At 46.2% G+C, this 15,018-nt stretch carries 15 protein-coding genes; 1 reads left to right on the top strand and 14 read right to left on the bottom strand.

What is annotated here, in order from left to right; translation table 11 throughout:
• Positions 1 to 54: 54 nt before the first annotated feature.
• From glyA to ACVC9U_RS21635, 12 genes are all read right to left on the bottom strand, one after another.
• Positions 55 to 1,302: a serine hydroxymethyltransferase gene (gene glyA / locus ACVC9U_RS21690; RefSeq protein ID WP_025810647.1), complete on the bottom strand. Its 1,248-nt coding sequence runs from the start codon at positions 1,300 to 1,302 to the stop codon at positions 55 to 57.
• Between the two features lie 215 nt (positions 1,303 to 1,517).
• Positions 1,518 to 2,060 (bottom strand): TIGR01440 family protein, encoded by a 543-nt coding sequence (locus ACVC9U_RS21685; protein WP_441391513.1) that lies wholly within the window; start codon positions 2,058 to 2,060, stop codon positions 1,518 to 1,520.
• A gap of 15 nt (positions 2,061 to 2,075) precedes the next feature.
• Positions 2,076 to 2,525, bottom strand: a complete 450-nt coding sequence (rpiB, locus tag ACVC9U_RS21680; RefSeq protein WP_020453266.1) for a ribose 5-phosphate isomerase B — start codon at positions 2,523 to 2,525, stop codon at positions 2,076 to 2,078.
• 137 nt (positions 2,526 to 2,662) lie between these two features.
• Positions 2,663 to 3,118 (bottom strand): low molecular weight protein arginine phosphatase, encoded by a 456-nt coding sequence (locus tag ACVC9U_RS21675; RefSeq protein WP_441391512.1) that lies wholly within the window; start codon positions 3,116 to 3,118, stop codon positions 2,663 to 2,665.
• 150 nt (positions 3,119 to 3,268) lie between these two features.
• A complete protein-coding gene (locus ACVC9U_RS21670; protein WP_023857078.1) occupies positions 3,269 to 3,829 on the bottom strand; it encodes a manganese efflux pump MntP in 561 nt (186 codons plus the stop codon).
• A 74-nt stretch (positions 3,830 to 3,903) separates the two neighbouring features.
• Complete coding sequence (locus tag ACVC9U_RS21665; protein ID WP_441391511.1) at positions 3,904 to 4,947, bottom strand: L-threonylcarbamoyladenylate synthase; 1,044 nt, start codon at positions 4,945 to 4,947, stop codon at positions 3,904 to 3,906.
• 157 nt (positions 4,948 to 5,104) lie between these two features.
• Complete coding sequence (locus tag ACVC9U_RS21660) at positions 5,105 to 5,548, bottom strand: GNAT family N-acetyltransferase (RefSeq protein ID WP_441391510.1); 444 nt, start codon at positions 5,546 to 5,548, stop codon at positions 5,105 to 5,107.
• Positions 5,549 to 5,890: 342 nt separating this feature from the next.
• Positions 5,891 to 6,550, bottom strand: coding sequence for a stage II sporulation protein R (gene spoIIR, locus ACVC9U_RS21655; RefSeq protein WP_441391509.1), 660 nt, complete (start codon positions 6,548 to 6,550; stop codon positions 5,891 to 5,893).
• 120 nt (positions 6,551 to 6,670) lie between these two features.
• Entirely contained in the window at positions 6,671 to 7,855 is a 1,185-nt protein-coding gene (locus ACVC9U_RS21650) for an MFS transporter (RefSeq protein ID WP_441391508.1), read from the bottom strand.
• Between the two features lie 74 nt (positions 7,856 to 7,929).
• Positions 7,930 to 8,976: a Gfo/Idh/MocA family protein gene (locus tag ACVC9U_RS21645; protein WP_441391507.1), complete on the bottom strand. Its 1,047-nt coding sequence runs from the start codon at positions 8,974 to 8,976 to the stop codon at positions 7,930 to 7,932.
• 13 nt (positions 8,977 to 8,989) lie between these two features.
• Positions 8,990 to 9,838, bottom strand: a complete 849-nt coding sequence (locus ACVC9U_RS21640; protein WP_441391506.1) for an HAD-IIB family hydrolase — start codon at positions 9,836 to 9,838, stop codon at positions 8,990 to 8,992.
• Positions 9,825 to 11,138: a DegT/DnrJ/EryC1/StrS family aminotransferase gene (locus ACVC9U_RS21635; RefSeq protein WP_145651643.1), complete on the bottom strand. Its 1,314-nt coding sequence runs from the start codon at positions 11,136 to 11,138 to the stop codon at positions 9,825 to 9,827. Before ACVC9U_RS21635 ends, ACVC9U_RS21640 begins: the two co-directional genes overlap by 14 nt.
• A 106-nt stretch (positions 11,139 to 11,244) precedes the next feature.
• On the opposite strand from ACVC9U_RS21635, the gene ACVC9U_RS21630 reads away from it, so the two are divergent.
• Positions 11,245 to 12,234 carry a LacI family DNA-binding transcriptional regulator gene (locus ACVC9U_RS21630; protein WP_441391505.1) on the top strand — a complete coding sequence of 330 codons (990 nt, stop codon included), beginning with the start codon at positions 11,245 to 11,247 and terminating at the stop codon, positions 12,232 to 12,234.
• An 810-nt stretch (positions 12,235 to 13,044) separates the two neighbouring features.
• Here ACVC9U_RS21630 and prmC read toward each other — a convergent pair.
• Together prmC and prfA are read right to left on the bottom strand one after the other, a co-directional pair.
• The gene (gene prmC / locus ACVC9U_RS21625; protein ID WP_441391504.1) at positions 13,045 to 13,911 is read right to left on the bottom strand and encodes a peptide chain release factor N(5)-glutamine methyltransferase; all 867 of its coding nucleotides are present in this window, start codon (positions 13,909 to 13,911) and stop codon (positions 13,045 to 13,047) included.
• A gap of 2 nt (positions 13,912 to 13,913) precedes the next feature.
• Positions 13,914 to 14,984: a peptide chain release factor 1 gene (prfA, locus tag ACVC9U_RS21620; protein WP_003186043.1), complete on the bottom strand. Its 1,071-nt coding sequence runs from the start codon at positions 14,982 to 14,984 to the stop codon at positions 13,914 to 13,916.
• Positions 14,985 to 15,018 lie beyond the last annotated feature (34 nt).

The following is a 15,018-nucleotide window of genomic DNA, read 5'->3' as shown; positions in this document are numbered from 1 at the left end:
AATCAGCAGACAATTTTATGAAAAAAGCCGCCCCTTTTGGGAGCGGCACAAATCTTAGTAATCAAGCCCGGTATACAACGGGTATTTGCTTGTCAGCGCTTCTACGCGCTGTTTTGCTTCTTCCAGCTTCGCTTCGTCTTCATGGTTTTTAAGGGCAAGTGCGATGATCGCTCCCACTTCTTCGATCGCTTCCAGATCAAAGCCGCGGCTTGTCACTGCTGCTGTACCGACGCGGATTCCGCTCGTTACGAAAGGTTTTTCAGGATCATAAGGAATCGCGTTTTTGTTGACGGTGATGCCGACTTCATCAAGAACATTTTCAGCCACTTTTCCGGTCATGCCGAGAGAGCGCAGGTCGACCAGCACAAGATGGTTATCCGTTCCGCCTGATACGAGCTCGATACCCTCTTTTTTCAATGTTTCAGCCAAGTGCTTCGCATTGTTGATGACATTTTGGGCGTATGTTTTGAATTCGTCTTTTAAAGCTTCGCCAAAGGAAACAGCCTTTGCAGCGATCACGTGCATTAACGGTCCGCCTTGAATTCCAGGGAAGATCGACTTGTCGATTTGCTTTGCAAACTCTTCACGGCAAAGAATCATGCCGCCGCGCGGTCCGCGAAGCGTTTTATGAGTTGTCGTCGTCACAAAGTCAGAGTAAGGAACAGGATTCGGGTGAAGACCTGCTGCTACAAGTCCGGCGATATGCGCCATGTCTACCATCACATAGGCTCCGACTTCATCAGCGATTTCGCGGAACTTTTTAAAATCGATGGTGCGCGGATACGCGCTTGCCCCGGCTACGATCAGCTTAGGCTTATGTTTGAGCGCTTTTTCACGTACATCTTCGTAGTCAATATACTGCGTCTCTTTATCAACACCGTATTCAACGAAATTGTACTGAACACCGCTGAAGTTGACAGGGCTGCCGTGCGTTAAATGTCCGCCGTGAGCAAGGTTCATTCCCAATACGGTGTCACCGTGCTCCAAAATCGTGAAGTATACCGCCATGTTCGCTTGTGCGCCGGAATGCGGCTGAACGTTGACGTGCTCGGCGCCGAAAATCTGCTTGGCGCGGTCGCGCGCGATATCCTCTGCCACGTCTACATGCTCACATCCGCCGTAGTAGCGTTTTCCAGGATATCCTTCCGCATATTTATTTGTTAAAACCGAGCCTTGAGCTTCCATAACCGCTTCGCTTACAAAGTTTTCAGAAGCGATCAGCTCAATCTTCGACTGTTGACGTTTCCGCTCATCTTGAATGGCGCTAAAAACTTGTTCGTCTTGCGCAGGTAAATGTTTCATCAGCGAGATCCTCTCCTATCTGTTTCCATTTCGTTAATTATACCATCTCATTGTACACGGTTTTTCATGCAAATGTAAGAGAATATTTTTAAAAATCGTTTTTTATTATTGGAAAAACCGAATATTAAACGAATAGACAAATCATATAGTTCGACATATCATTTGTTTAAAAATTATTCTGATAAAGAAAAAAGCCTGTCCGGCTCTTCCTCCCGCTACTCCGCTTCATACACGGCGCGGACGCCTCCAATCAGCTTCGGTCTTGTCCGCGCAAGCGTCACATGCGCTTCGCCCAGCTGTTTTTCAGAGACGCGGACAGGAACGGCCACAGGCTTTAAATGCATCCCTATAAACGTGTCGCCGATGTCGATCCCCGCATCGGCCTCTATTTGTTCAACAAGGACAGGAGCCTTCATATGTTTATAGGCGTATGAAGCCATGGAACCCCCCGCTTTCGGAACAGGAACGGCGAAAACAACGGGAAGACGGTATGCTTTCGCCGTTTCTTCCTCGACAACCAACGCCCTGTTTAAATGCTCGCAGCATTGAAAAGCAAGGGCGACTCCTGTTTGATCCCTGAACTCTTCTAAGCCTTTGTAGACCGCTTCAGCGATTTGTCCGCTTCCCGAAGTGCCGATTCGCCTTCCGGCCACCTCGCTTGTGCTGCAGCCGATGACGAGGATGTGGCCGTCGCGCAAATTCGCCTGCTGATGAAATTCATCTAATATAGAACGCCATGTTTGTTCGAGATTTTTCATGATTGACGACACCCTTTATTCATGCTTGTCTTCATAATCGGCGATTTTTCCGATGCGGACGGCGTGCCGCCCGGCTGAAAACTCAGTCGTAAGCCAAACCTTTGCAATCTCTCTCGCTAAACCAGGGCCGATCACCCGTTCACCCATCGCAAGAACATTCGTGTCATTGTGCTCTCTTGTCATTTTCGCGCTGAAAACGTCGTGGACAAGGGCGCAGCGGATGCCTTTTACTTTATTGGCGGAAATGCTCATGCCGATTCCTGTTCCGCATATTAAAATGCCTCTGTCGGCTTCCCCGTCCGCCACTTTTTGCGCGACCGGAAACGCATAATCCGGGTAGTCCACAGATCCTGAACCGCATTCGCAGCCGTAATCTTCGTATTCGATGTTTAATTCATCCATCAATGCCATAATTTCTTTTCTGATATTGATCCCGCCGTGATCTGATGCAATGATTACTTTCATTGGAATGACTCCTCCTCGTTTGATGTGCCGCCAAAAGTCTCGCGGAGACCGTTAAGCAGTATACAGCCGGTATATATTTCTGATTGATCATGTCTATTGTACCCGCTGCCGCTTGATTTGCAAACGCTCCTTAGCTTCTATTCCTGAGATTTTCCCGCCAGCATTTCTGCCAATTTGCTCAGCAGCTGCTCCAGCTCATCTCTCGTTTTTTGATAGTCGCTGAGAGATCCGCCGAACGGGTCAATGATGTCCCCGCTTTCTCCTTTGACATACTCTTTCAGCGTATAGATTTTATCTCGGCTCTTTGAAAATTCATGTACTGCCAGCTGCTTGTGCTGCTCTGTCATCGTCAGTACAATATCCGCCCATTCAACCTTCTCCCCGGAAAGCTGTGAAGATGTATGATTCAAAGCGATGTTTTTTTCAAAAAGCGCTTCGACTGCATATAAAGAAGCTTTTCCGTTTTCAGGAGCAAACAACCCGGCAGATTTGACGGAGACGTCCAGATTTTTTTCGGCAGCCGCAGATTTAAAAAGCGCTTCGGCCATCGGGCTGCGGCACGTATTTCCAGTACAGACAAATAATATGTTCAATCTTGTTCACTCCTTTGTTCATATTATAAAGGATTCAGTCGGAAAATAATAAAATCCGCTCCAGAAATCAAAAAAGAGGGGATCTCGCCCCTCTTTTTCTAAGTTTTATTATGTTAAGCAAAGCGGGAAAAAGATTTTCTCCTCTTTCAATTAAATGGGCAGCAAAAGCTTCAGGCCGAAGCTCAGCAGGATGGCTCCTCCGAGCGCTTCGCTGTAAGCGCCAAGCCACGTTTGAACCTTTTTTCCAAGCAGCAGACCCGCCCAGGTTAACACCATGCTGAACAAACCGAACAAAAAGATCGTTAATAACGGTTTCGTCCCGTAGAGGCCGAGGCTGAGACCGACTGAAAAGCTGTCGAGGCTGACGCCGACGGCAAAAATGAATAAGCCGAAGCCGTGCGGAGAGATGATCTGCTCCCCGCTTTTATTAAAAGATGCGGCAATCATCTGAATGCCCAGCACCAATAAAAGCGCTCCTCCAAGATACCCCGCAAGCGCACCAAGCGCGCCCGAAAGAAACTGTCCCGCAATCATTCCGCCAAGCGGCATGATGACATGGAACAATCCAATAATGACGCCGATTTGAAAGATTTGGTTCCTTTTCAGCTTGGCCATTCCCATTCCAAGACCGACTGAAAAGGCATCCATGCCGAGTGCAAAAGCCATGATCGAGAGCGTCAGGATTTCGCCTATTAACACGTCAACATTCATGCAATTCCCCCTTGGACACGCCAGCTTTTCTAGCTTATGCACGTCCAAAGGCGGATAGAACAACCCTGCTTAGGCTATGCTTCGATTACGCGGTGGCCGGCCGCTTTCAAGAGCCGGTTCATAATCGCCCGGCCCACCCCTTCCTCAGGGAAAGACTCCGCAAAAATAAAATCGAGCTGTTCTTCGTCAAAGCTGCGGAGAACGTCATACAAACCGGCGGCAACCGTTTCAAGTCGGTCTCTTCTGCCGCAGATGCGGACGGCATCGGCCTGATAGACACCGGCCCGTTCCTCTGTCGTAAGGACGCCGACTTTCATGCCGTCATTTTGATACTGGCCGAGCAGCCGTTGAATATCTTCAACGCCTCCGTTCACAATGGCAAGCGGGGCTTCTGGTGCATAATGCGTATATTTCATCCCGGGAGACATCGGCGCCTTTTTTTCGTCGGTGAGGCCCTGGTCAATCAAGACAGAGCCGGCCGCTTCTTCGAGCTGCTCTTTTGTGACGCCGCCCGGCCTCAAAATGACCGGAATTTCACCGGTGCATGAAACAACTGTTGATTCAACCCCTACTCCTGTAGGACCGCCGTCAACGACACCTGCAATCCGTCCGTTTAAATCGTGGACGACATGCTCGGCTTTCGTCGGACTCGGTTTCCCGGACAGATTGGCGCTCGGTGCGGCTACCGGAACGCCGGCCTGTCTAATCAGCTCAAGGGCAACAGGATGATCAGGCATTCTGACCGCGACCGTGTCGAGCCCCGCCGTCACCTTTGTGGATAACACCCCTGGCCTGCACGGCAGCACAAGGGTCAGCGGTCCGGGCCAAAAACGCTTCATCAGCATTTCGGCCTGAGGCGAATCAACCTCTGCAAATTCTCCGAGCTGTTCAATTTCAGCGATGTGGACAATGAGCGGATTGTCGCTCGGACGCCCTTTCGCTTCGTATATTTTAGCTACGGCTTCGCTGTGTTTGGCGTTTGCACCAAGACCGTAAACCGTCTCTGTCGGAAAAGCAACCGTTTCATTTTGCTTGAGCAGTCTTGCCGCTTGTGCAATTTGTGGACAGTTTGTGGACAAATCACGTTTTACATCCACAGTCCATACTTTTGTTTTCATCACCATCAAAACTCCCTTAACAAAACACTAAAAACGTTAATCATTCATGTAAATCCTGTTGAAAGTATAAAAGATGAAGAAAAAGAAAACAAGCGTTGTCCACATTTTGTGGATAACGCTTTTGAATCCGTGGATATCTCTGTGTATAAGTTAACGGCTAATGAGACGTTTTCTCCATCAAAACGGCTCCGTTTACGCTCAGTGAGTCTGAAACATGCTCTGATCCATCAAGCTCTTCCGGAATTGCCGCAGCTTGTTTAAAACCGAGCACTTCAAGGAAATCCATCGATGTTCGTTTATTGGCAACTAAATACAGGGTTTGGATTCCCCGCTTTTCACACAATACCTGCATGCTTTGAAACAGGGAAACGATGTGGCCCTGGCTGAGCTTGTCAGACACGACAAGCGAGCGCAGCAGCCCTTTTTTGTTTTCAAATTCCTCCATTCCGAGGCAGGCGACGATTTCATCGGGAGGGTCTTCCATCATGATAAACTGGCTCTTCGCTTCCTCAAGGCCTTTATGGCTTGTCCCCACCTTTTTTAAAAACGCTTCGATCGCATTCATGTCTTTCATTTCCGCTAACCTCAATTGGTAGAACATCTTTTCACCCCGTTTTTTAACTTCTCTATCCAATCTATGAGGGCGACAGTAAAATATACCTTTTGATTTGGAAGAATGCCGGCTATTCATTTTTCAATTTTGATTAGCAGGAACTCATGCTTTGAATGAGTATGCAAATGAACACTGTACTGGTGATAAGACAGTTTCTCATCTGCCGGGCAATGTAATTGGCACATCAGAAAGGGGCAGAAGGTGTATATCCGAAAAGCAGTATTTTCCCCGAACCGTTTTGGAAAATTATATCATATTCAAAAGCGTGAATAACCATCATGAAAAAACAAACAGTAAAAAACCGCCCTGCACGAAAGCAAGGCGGTCTCTTTAAGAAAAAAGCCCGGTAATCCATTCGACAAGAAAAAATTTCACTTCTTTGTCTTCTTTATCTTCGCCAGATACCGCTTCATCCGCCGCGACTGTTTTTTCTTCCCGGCGGTTTTCCCCGGCAACGGTTTGTTCGTCTTCAGGCGACTTTACGGCTTCCCCATTGGAAAAATCAAGAAAGCAAAGCGGCGGAAACAGGACGCACCACCAGTTGGCTCCCTCTCCCTTGCCTAATGTAATTAAAACAGCCTCATATTCTCCGGCTGGATACACCATATTGCCGTATAGTTTTGTCGGAAATGAAACTCGATCAAAACGGACAGACACGGATTGCCGGACATTTTCGCGCTTCATGACATCCTTGGCAACCTCTTTGATTTCAGGCAGCTTCGACCTGATGACTTGTCTCGCTTCCTCAACCGAGGTCAGGTTTTCCACCCAATTCGTAATTTGTTTATTGACCTCATCCCTGATTTTACGTTTGACGCTTTGGTCGCTCCCGCTGTCGCTGTTTGCCAAAATCCGCAGCCGAATCGCTTCATCTGGAATCACGGCAGGCTTCCCGCCCGATGATTGGGCCGTCTCTTCCGTCGTGAGATTTGCAAGCGCTCCTATTAATAAAAGAAAAATATACATACAGGCAATGTTTGATTTCTTCATTTTCCCCACCGTTCCTCTCCGTTCTTCAACCTTTTCTAGCAATATTATGGTCAAAGATGGAACGGTTTAAACGGATGCTGAAAAAAATCCTACTAAGCTTGTAATCTCTTCCTAAAAGGTCTACATATCCAAATGGCTCTGCTTGTTTTTTTGCAGGCCGGATAAAAAAATCACCGCGCTGATCACGAGCAGCAAGCCCCCCAATCCGCCGAACAGCAGAAACGGGAAGACAGCCGCTGCGCTTGCATCAATCGCCCAGCCGATCAAGAATGAAAGAAGCGCTCCTCCCAGACTTGCGGATGAAATGAAGAGACTGGTGATTTCCTCTGTAAAAGGCTTTCCAGCCAACGAGCCCAGAGTGACGGCGCACGGAAAAATGCCGGCTGCCGACAGCCCGATGAAAAATACGAGGAGCAGCTGTGTTTGATGAACCGGAAACCACGCCAGAATCAAAAGCAAAACAGTCAAGGCTCCGGCACTGAAGATCAGAAAGGCAACGGAAGTTAAGCGTCCGCCAAAAATACTTGTCAATAAACGCCCGCACACCATTCCCGTCCAAAAAAACGAAACGCTGATCACGCTGATTTCTTCCGCTCCTTTTTCCAGCATCAGCGCCGGCAAAAAGTTTGCGAAATTGGTCTCGATACCCGCATATACAAAAGCGAATATGAGAAAGAGGAAAATGCTTTTTTCTTTCTTTCCGATTTCAAATATGGCTGACACAGTCGGTTTTTCCTGAGAAGCCATTTGACCGGAAGCAGTGTCAGGGGTTTTTCTGCACAAATAAACCACCCACATACAAGCAAGCACAAAAACAAAGATAAATAAAGCATACAAGGGGAAATGCCAGGCATATCGTTCCGTAAGGATGTAAATAAGAAAAGGAAACAGCAAAGCGCCTAATCCGAAAAAAACCTCTAAAATATTCATCCCTTTCGCATTTTTATCTTGTGCAATCACATACGCTCCCATCGTCGTTTCTAAAGTACCGGCGCCAAAGCCGAGCAAAAACCCCATGATGACAAAAAAGATGAACATATCAAAAAGGAAAACGCCTAAAAGCGTTACGAGAATAAGTAGAAGGCCAAACGTCAATACAGCCGTATGAGAGGTGCGTCTGACAAATATCGGCGCAAGCAGGACGCCGATTAGAAAACCGGTGAATTGGAAAAAGATCAGGAAGGATAGATCATGAACATCCCGGTGATATTCTTGAATGATATACGGTGACAGGCTCCCCAGCAGAATATGGATAACCCCTACAAGAAAATAAAACGAACAGCCGAATAGAAATATTTTTTTCATTAGACTCACTCCTTCGTTGCAGACCATAAAACCCTTGCGGCTATTGGCACGGCCGGCAAGGGTTTTTCGCAATGCTAGTTTGCTTGTTTTGAAAGGGACAGCTGCTGACCTTTATTGAAAAATTCATTTAAGTAGAATTGCGTCTTGTATCCATCTTCAAAAGCGGCAAGAGATGCGAAATTGCGATCCCGAATTCCGTTCATCCACTGGATCAGCTGAACTCTGAAGGAATCGGCCCATCCGTAGAATTCATGTTCAGGGTCTGTCAGCCACGTGTCCGGCATTGTTATCATCTGCTCCGTTAATCCGGTCTTCAGCAAAAACTGATTTTTCTGCCGTGAATGATAGTAAAATACGCCGTTTTGGCCATTGACCTCGATGCTAAAGCCGCACTCATCCGCTTTTGTGCATTTTGATGTAATCATATTGACAAACACATGATTTTCAAGCTGGCCGTATACTTCAGAATGATCATCAACATATACCTGTTTTTGTTCTTTTTCTTTGACGACCGTCATCATTTTGACTTTTAAACTGTCCAGTTTAAACGGGCTGTCGAACAAATAGAGAATGAGATCGATTAAATGCACACCCAAATCTCCTAATGCCCCGCTCGTTTTGTTGCTTTTCGAATGATCGCGCCAAGTATATTTTTTTCTTCTCAAGGCGCTGTTTTTCTTAAAATGGACATTGATGGACAATATATCTCCAAGTTCATTGCCGGATATCATATCTTTTAGGCGCTGAACAAATGTGAGATGGCGGTAATTGAAGCCCATGATCGGAATATAAGCAGATTGAGACGCCCTGTTTTTCATCTCCTCCGCTTCTTCCATTGAGACAGCCATCGGTTTTTCACACAATACATACTTACCTGCGGCCATCGCTTCAAGCACATGTTCTTTATGGCAAAAGTTCGGCGATGAAACGATGACTGCCGTCGACTGATCCAGCAGCTCCTGCATACTGTTGAATACAGTTCCTCCGTATTCAAACGCACATTTACGCGAGGCAAGCGAATTGACATCAAAAAACCCTGAAAGCTCGGCACCTTTGACTGTTGAAAGAGCTTTCGCATGAGCTTTTGCAATTCCTCCGGCTCCAATAATTCCGATTTTCATCTAAGGACACTCCTTATCGTTTGATATGGGCTTTTAGCACTTCTAAAATTCCAGCCGTATAGCTTCCTTCTGTCATACGGGAATGGAGCGACTTGGCTTCTGCTGTCGCATTCCCCACCAGATAACCATGTCCGGTTTTTTTAAGCATATCCACATCGTTTCCGCTATCGCCGAAAGCAAATGAATTCTCCCTCTCTATCGCGAATTTATCCAATATAAAATCCACAATGTACGGTTTGCCTGTCCGCAAGGGGATAAAGTCCACATCATAGCTGTTTTCCGGATCGCCTGCCAAAGGATTGCAGCGATTGATATTTACTCCTATTTCATGCTCTCTTGCAAGCCGCCTGATGGCTTCAAGCGCCCTCTTATCTGTGCTCTCATCCGACGATCTATAGTAATAGTTCATTTTATAACGGGAAAAACCATGCTGAGTCTGAGGCACAAGCGCAATCTCATATTTTTTAAAGAGCGTCTGCTTGATTTCTTCGACCAGATCATGGGAGAAATTTGATTCTTGCAAGCGGGCTTGCCAATCTTTATCAGAGACTTGGCCTTCTTTAGAGAAATAAGTGATGTCAGTGCCAAGATCACTGGCGACAAAATGCGGAAGATATCGAAAGCCTCCCCGCTTCATTTTTGCAAGAACGGATGACAGGCTGCTCCCGGTCACCCAGCCGAGCAAAATCTTGTGATCAAGATGGCGCGAATGAATAAATGTTTCAAGGTCCATGAGCGCTTTCCTCGATTCATCGGTGATGCTGTGGGCGAAATATGTCTCATCAAAATCGCAAAATACGGCGTACTTCGGCTTGTTTACTTGCTGCAAGGTGTGAAAAGAAAGTGTTTCATGATACGACATCAATTAAGGCCTCCATTACTTTGTCTTGTTCTTCTACGGTGAGTCCCGGATAGAGAGGAAGCTGAAGCATTTGTTTATGCACTGATTCAGTGACCGGCAGCGATGTGTGCTGATAATCGGCTTTTACAAGTGGTGTGTTTTGATGATGGGATAAAATCGGGTAGTATATATCTGTTTGGACATTATGAAATTTAAGCATCATATCTTTGACTTGGTCTCGATTTCCGCTTATTATTTTAATTGTAAACAAATGCCACACATGATCATCGGTCATTTGAGGCAATTTGATCAGACCTCTGTCTTCATACTGCTGCAAATGCGCAATATAACGATCTGCTAAATATAAGCGCTTCAGATTATTTAATGAAAGATGTTTCATCCTTGCCAGTCCAATAGCGGCTTGCAGATTATCAATCTTAGCGTTAAAGCCGTAATCAGCCGCCTTTTTATTTTTTTGATTCAGTTCAAAGCCGTGATACATATATTCCATGCATGCGGATGCAAATGATGGATCATCCGTCACAATTGCGCCGGCTTTTCCGCAAGTACCGAGATTTTTATACGGATTGAAGCTTAATATGGAGCAAAGGCTGTTTTTTCCCAGATCGGAAACGCCGATCGACTGGCAGGCGTCTTCAATAATCGGGATGCCGTATTTATCAGCGATTTTTGCAATGGCTTCCATGTCTGGCAGCTTTCCATAAAGGTGTACAGGTAAAATGCATTTCGTTTTCAAAGTGATGCATGCTTCAATTTCAGAAGGATCCATGCAAAATGTAACAGGGTCAATATCGCAGAAAACCGGAGTGCCTCCAGCTGTAAGCACGGCGTTTTCCGTTGCAGCAAAGCTGTTTGCAGGCATAATGACTTCATCACCTTGTCCAACACCCGCAGCTTTCAGTGCGACAATCATGGCATCGGTTCCGCTGGAGGAAGCCATGACATGCTTTTTTCTCAAAAGAGCGGCTATTTCAGCTTCAAATACACCGACATAAGAACCGCTTGTAAATTGCCCGGTCGGCAGCACGCCTTTCACCGCATGAATCACGTCATCTACTTCTTCTTCTGTGATCAGTCGATGAAGCGGCATAAAATCAACTCTGGAGGGCGGAGAATCCATTCTGTTCAGCAAATTGGCGGTCAAGTCGAATTGGTCCTGCTGCAATGTCTCTTTTAATTTTTGATTGGCCAGTGTGTCGTCTATACGGCATTCACCAGCGAGCTTCCCTTCCTTCAAATCATTCAGAAGGACAAATAGCTGTTTGCTTGTGCAAGTCATGTTTTCGCTTGCGGTTTTCATCAATTTCACCCCATTTTTATTATTTTGGGAAATTGTCATATTTCATGACATATCTTAAATGATGGAATCGATACCATAACAACTCTTTTTTTCAGGAAGTGACTTTATGCCTACGATTGACGAAATTGCAAAATTAAGTAATGTGTCAAAAACAACTGTTTCAAGAGTACTGAACGACCATCCCTATGTATCTGAAGAAAAAAGGAAGCGGGTTTTGGAAGTCATCGAAAAATTGGACTACATCCCGAACACGTCTGCACGAAAGCTCAGATCTAACAAAACGATGTTTCTCGCAGTGTCTGTCCCTCACGCGGACCACCCATTCTTCGCGCAGCTCATGAAGCATATGTCCGCTGAAGCGCTGAAACACCAATACAAAGTCATTGTGTTTCAGACGTTTTATCAAAAGCAGAATGAACTGAAAGTACTGGAGCTGCTCAAGAGGAAAGAAGTCGACGGGCTTATGTTATGCAGCCTTGAAAATGAGTGGGAAGACATCAAAAAATACGTCAAATACGGTCCCGTGGTCTTTGCAAATGAATTCCACGCCGAAGCGGATGTGCCGGTGATCTGCTATGACGAATTCGAAGCCGGATATAAAGGAACGGAGCTTTTTATTCAAAAAGGGCATCATTTAATTGCCTTTTGCTGTGACACGATACACAGCAAGGCCCAGATTATGAGAAAAGAAGGGTTTATGAAAGCATTGTCTGATGCGGGTTTACATTTCCGGGAGAAGTGGATGTTCAGCCACGCATTTACCATTCATGACGGCTTTCGCATTATGGACCAGATCCACAACATGTCCGAAAAGCCGACCGCCATTTTTACGGGAAACGACCAAGTGGCCGCAGGAATTATTAAAAGGGCCCGCTATTATCAATATGAAGTGCCAAAGCAGCTTGCAGTGCTTGGATATGACAATCAATCGATCTGTGAGGTGACCGATCCGGAAATCACGACAATCGATATACCTGTTGAAGAGCTGGCTCAAAAAGCCGTATGTGCAATGGTAAACCACCTAAATGGTGAAAGCGGCTTACAGAGGGATGTCGTGACACTGTCCCCTACATTAAAAATCAGACAATCTGTTTAGGATATTTATTAATCTTGAACTATTTTTTATTTTATTCAGATAAAATTTTCGTTAAAAAATGGTAAAGGAGGCCATCTGAACGGTCATGGCTGCGGTTCCTGTTTTTTAACAAAAAAGACCGCCGGGAATTTGAACTGCACCCCTTTTGTTAGACACACTTAACAATGGAGGTGCAGTTTTTTAAAATTTACAGATGAGGAAATTCGCACAGTGTCTTTCATGGGTGGATTCGCAAATACCGATATCATGGAGAAGACGCGTCTAAAAAGCCTATACAAGCTATTCTGCTGAAGATAAACCAAAGGTACTTCACTCGAAAATGGGTGGTCTATCTGTGAAACAGCCGCCATCTTTAGTATTCAATTGCACTTCACACTCGTTCAGTGGCAGAAACAGCTTGAAACCGGAGGAATAGGTGCCCTAAAAAGCTGCGTTTACCTAAGCAGAAGGCTCAGACGAAGAGACACAAGCGGAAATTGAACGCCTGCTTAAAAAAGTTGAAACCCTTAGTTCAAAACAACGAAACATCACACAAGCATGTCCGTAAAGGCAACTGTCACGACAATGCGGTGGGGAAAAGCTTCTTTTAGCATTTTAAAATCAGAATTCATCTATTTTAAAGAATGTGAGAGAGTCGAACATTTCAAAAAAGGACTCGCAGAGTATATCGACTCTCTACAATCACAAACAGATCAAGACCAAATGAAAAGGCATGAAACCTGGTACTATACCGGAATCATGCCAGTCAAACTGCTTCATGTGATTTTATTTGTCTAACTTTTTGGGGTCGCTTTATTTCCGGCGGTTTTTTTAACGATGTTGCTCAATTACCGCGCAGACGATGCGGTCTTTTCCATTAAGATCCTTCTTCACCCGTACGTCAGCATCAGGAAAGAACCGGCGAAACATGTCTTTGACGGCATTCCCCTGAGTCCAGCCGATTTCAAACACCACCAGCGCCTGATCTGCGATGACAAATGGAATTTCCTTCATGAAACGCTTATAAAACTGCAATCCGTCAGCACCGTCCGTCAAAGCCCCGGCGGGTTCATGAAGACGGACAACATCTGACAGCGTCGTCATGTCTTCCTCAGATATATAAGGTGGATTCGAAACGATGACATCAGCTTTCTTCTGCCGCGTGATAAGCGGTTCAAGCAAATCGCCGCTGATGAAATCCACTTTCGCCCCAAGCCGGTCAGCGTTGTGTCTTGCCGTACTTAAAGCTTGTTCCGAAATATCCGTCGCCGTGACGGAAAAACGCGGGCTCTCAAGCGCAAGAGTCACCGCAATCGCCCCGCTTCCTGTACCGACATCGACGGCTTTAAGACGATCTGGTCCGGGAAAAACTCTTTCCGCTTCAGAAAGAACAGCTTCAACGACTTCCTCTGTTTCAGGACGCGGAATCAGAACGTGTTCATTTACCGAAAATTCCCTTCCGTAAAAAGATTCTTTTCCGGTGATATATTGAACAGGCACTCCTTGATGATGAAGCTCGACAGATTTTTTAAACCTCGAAAAATCAGACTCTGATATGACATCATGGAAGCTTGCCAACAGTTTGCTGCGGTCGATGTTCAGCTGATCTGCCAGCAAAATTTCTGCGGCATTCCGGTCTCTTCCCGCTTCCGTCAAATAAGAAGAAGCCCAACTGAGGGCTTCGAAAACTGTTTTCATGTTTAGCTCTCCGCCTGCTGAAGCTTGCTTGCCTGGTCTTCGACGATCAGCGCGTCGATGACTTCGTCAAGCTTGCCTTCAAGGATCTGGTCGAGCTTTTGGATCGTCAAGCCGATCCGGTGATCAGTGACGCGGTTTTGCGGAAAGTTATACGTGCGGATGCGCTCAGAGCGGTCTCCTGTTCCGACGGCGGATTTCCGGTTTTGATCATATTCAGCCTGAGCTTCCTGCTGAAATTTATCGTAAATTCGCGCGCGCAGAACTTTCATCGCTTTTTCTTTGTTTTTGATCTGAGATTTCTCGTCCTGGCAAGACACGACAACACCTGTCGGAAGGTGGGTCAGACGGACGGCTGACATCGTCGTATTGACGCTTTGCCCTCCCGGACCGCTCGACGCGAAGGTGTCGACGCGGATGTCTTTTTCATGAATATCCACTTCTACCTCTTCAGCCTCAGGAAGGCAGGCTACCGTTGCCGTGGATGTATGGATGCGCCCGCCGGATTCGGTCTCTGGAACGCGCTGTACACGGTGTGCGCCGTTCTCATACTTCAGCCTTGAGTATGCGCCGTTCCCATTGATCATAAAAATGATCTCTTTATATCCGCCTGTGCCTGTCATATTCGCTTCCATCACTTCTGTTTTCCAGCCTTGGAGCTCTGCGTAGCGGCTGTACATGCGGTAAAGGTTGCCGGCAAACAAAGCAGCCTCTTCTCCGCCCGCTGCGCCGCGGATTTCCATGATAACGTTTTTGTCATCGTTCGGATCTTTCGGGATCAGCAATACCTTCAGCTGGTCTGTGAGCGACTCGATTTCTTCCTGCAGTTCGGAAATTTCCTCTTTAACCATCTCACGCATGTCGGAGTCCAGCTTTTCTTCAAGCATCGCTTTGGCATCGCTCAGCTGTTCCGACGCGCTCCGATAACGTCTGTATACTTCAACTGTTTCCTGTAAATCAGATTGTTCTTTCGAATATTCTCTAAGCTTCTTCGGATCGTTGACAACTTCCGGATCGCTTAATAGTTCATTTAATTTTTCGTACCGGTCCTCTATCGATTTTAAACGGTCTAACACGCTATTCACCTCTGTTTGCTGTGCGTAACATTCT

Source organism: Bacillus sp. GM2 (genome assembly GCF_056155945.1).
Note: the sequence above shows the minus strand (reverse complement) of the source record. Positions and strands in the feature narration are given on the sequence as shown.

Coding starts and splice junctions, on each gene's coding strand:
- ACVC9U_RS21650 (WP_441391508.1), bottom strand. CDS start 7,855: ATGAAAAAAATATTTCTATTCGGCTGTTCGTTTTATTTTCTTGTAGGG.
- ACVC9U_RS21670 (WP_023857078.1), bottom strand. CDS start 3,829: ATGAATGTTGACGTGTTAATAGGCGAAATCCTGACGCTCTCGATCATG.
- ACVC9U_RS21660 (WP_441391510.1), bottom strand. CDS start 5,548: ATGTTCTACCAATTGAGGTTAGCGGAAATGAAAGACATGAATGCGATC.
- glyA (WP_025810647.1), bottom strand. CDS start 1,302: ATGAAACATTTACCTGCGCAAGACGAACAAGTTTTTAGCGCCATTCAA.
- ACVC9U_RS21635 (WP_145651643.1), bottom strand. CDS start 11,138: ATGAAAACCGCAAGCGAAAACATGACTTGCACAAGCAAACAGCTATTT.
- ACVC9U_RS21640 (WP_441391506.1), bottom strand. CDS start 9,838: ATGTCGTATCATGAAACACTTTCTTTTCACACCTTGCAGCAAGTAAAC.
- prmC (WP_441391504.1), bottom strand. CDS start 13,911: ATGAAAACAGTTTTCGAAGCCCTCAGTTGGGCTTCTTCTTATTTGACG.
- spoIIR (WP_441391509.1), bottom strand. CDS start 6,550: ATGAAGAAATCAAACATTGCCTGTATGTATATTTTTCTTTTATTAATA.
- rpiB (WP_020453266.1), bottom strand. CDS start 2,525: ATGAAAGTAATCATTGCATCAGATCACGGCGGGATCAATATCAGAAAA.
- ACVC9U_RS21630 (WP_441391505.1), top strand. CDS start 11,245: ATGCCTACGATTGACGAAATTGCAAAATTAAGTAATGTGTCAAAAACA.
- ACVC9U_RS21665 (WP_441391511.1), bottom strand. CDS start 4,947: ATGAAAACAAAAGTATGGACTGTGGATGTAAAACGTGATTTGTCCACA.
- ACVC9U_RS21645 (WP_441391507.1), bottom strand. CDS start 8,976: ATGAAAATCGGAATTATTGGAGCCGGAGGAATTGCAAAAGCTCATGCG.
- ACVC9U_RS21685 (WP_441391513.1), bottom strand. CDS start 2,060: ATGAAAAATCTCGAACAAACATGGCGTTCTATATTAGATGAATTTCAT.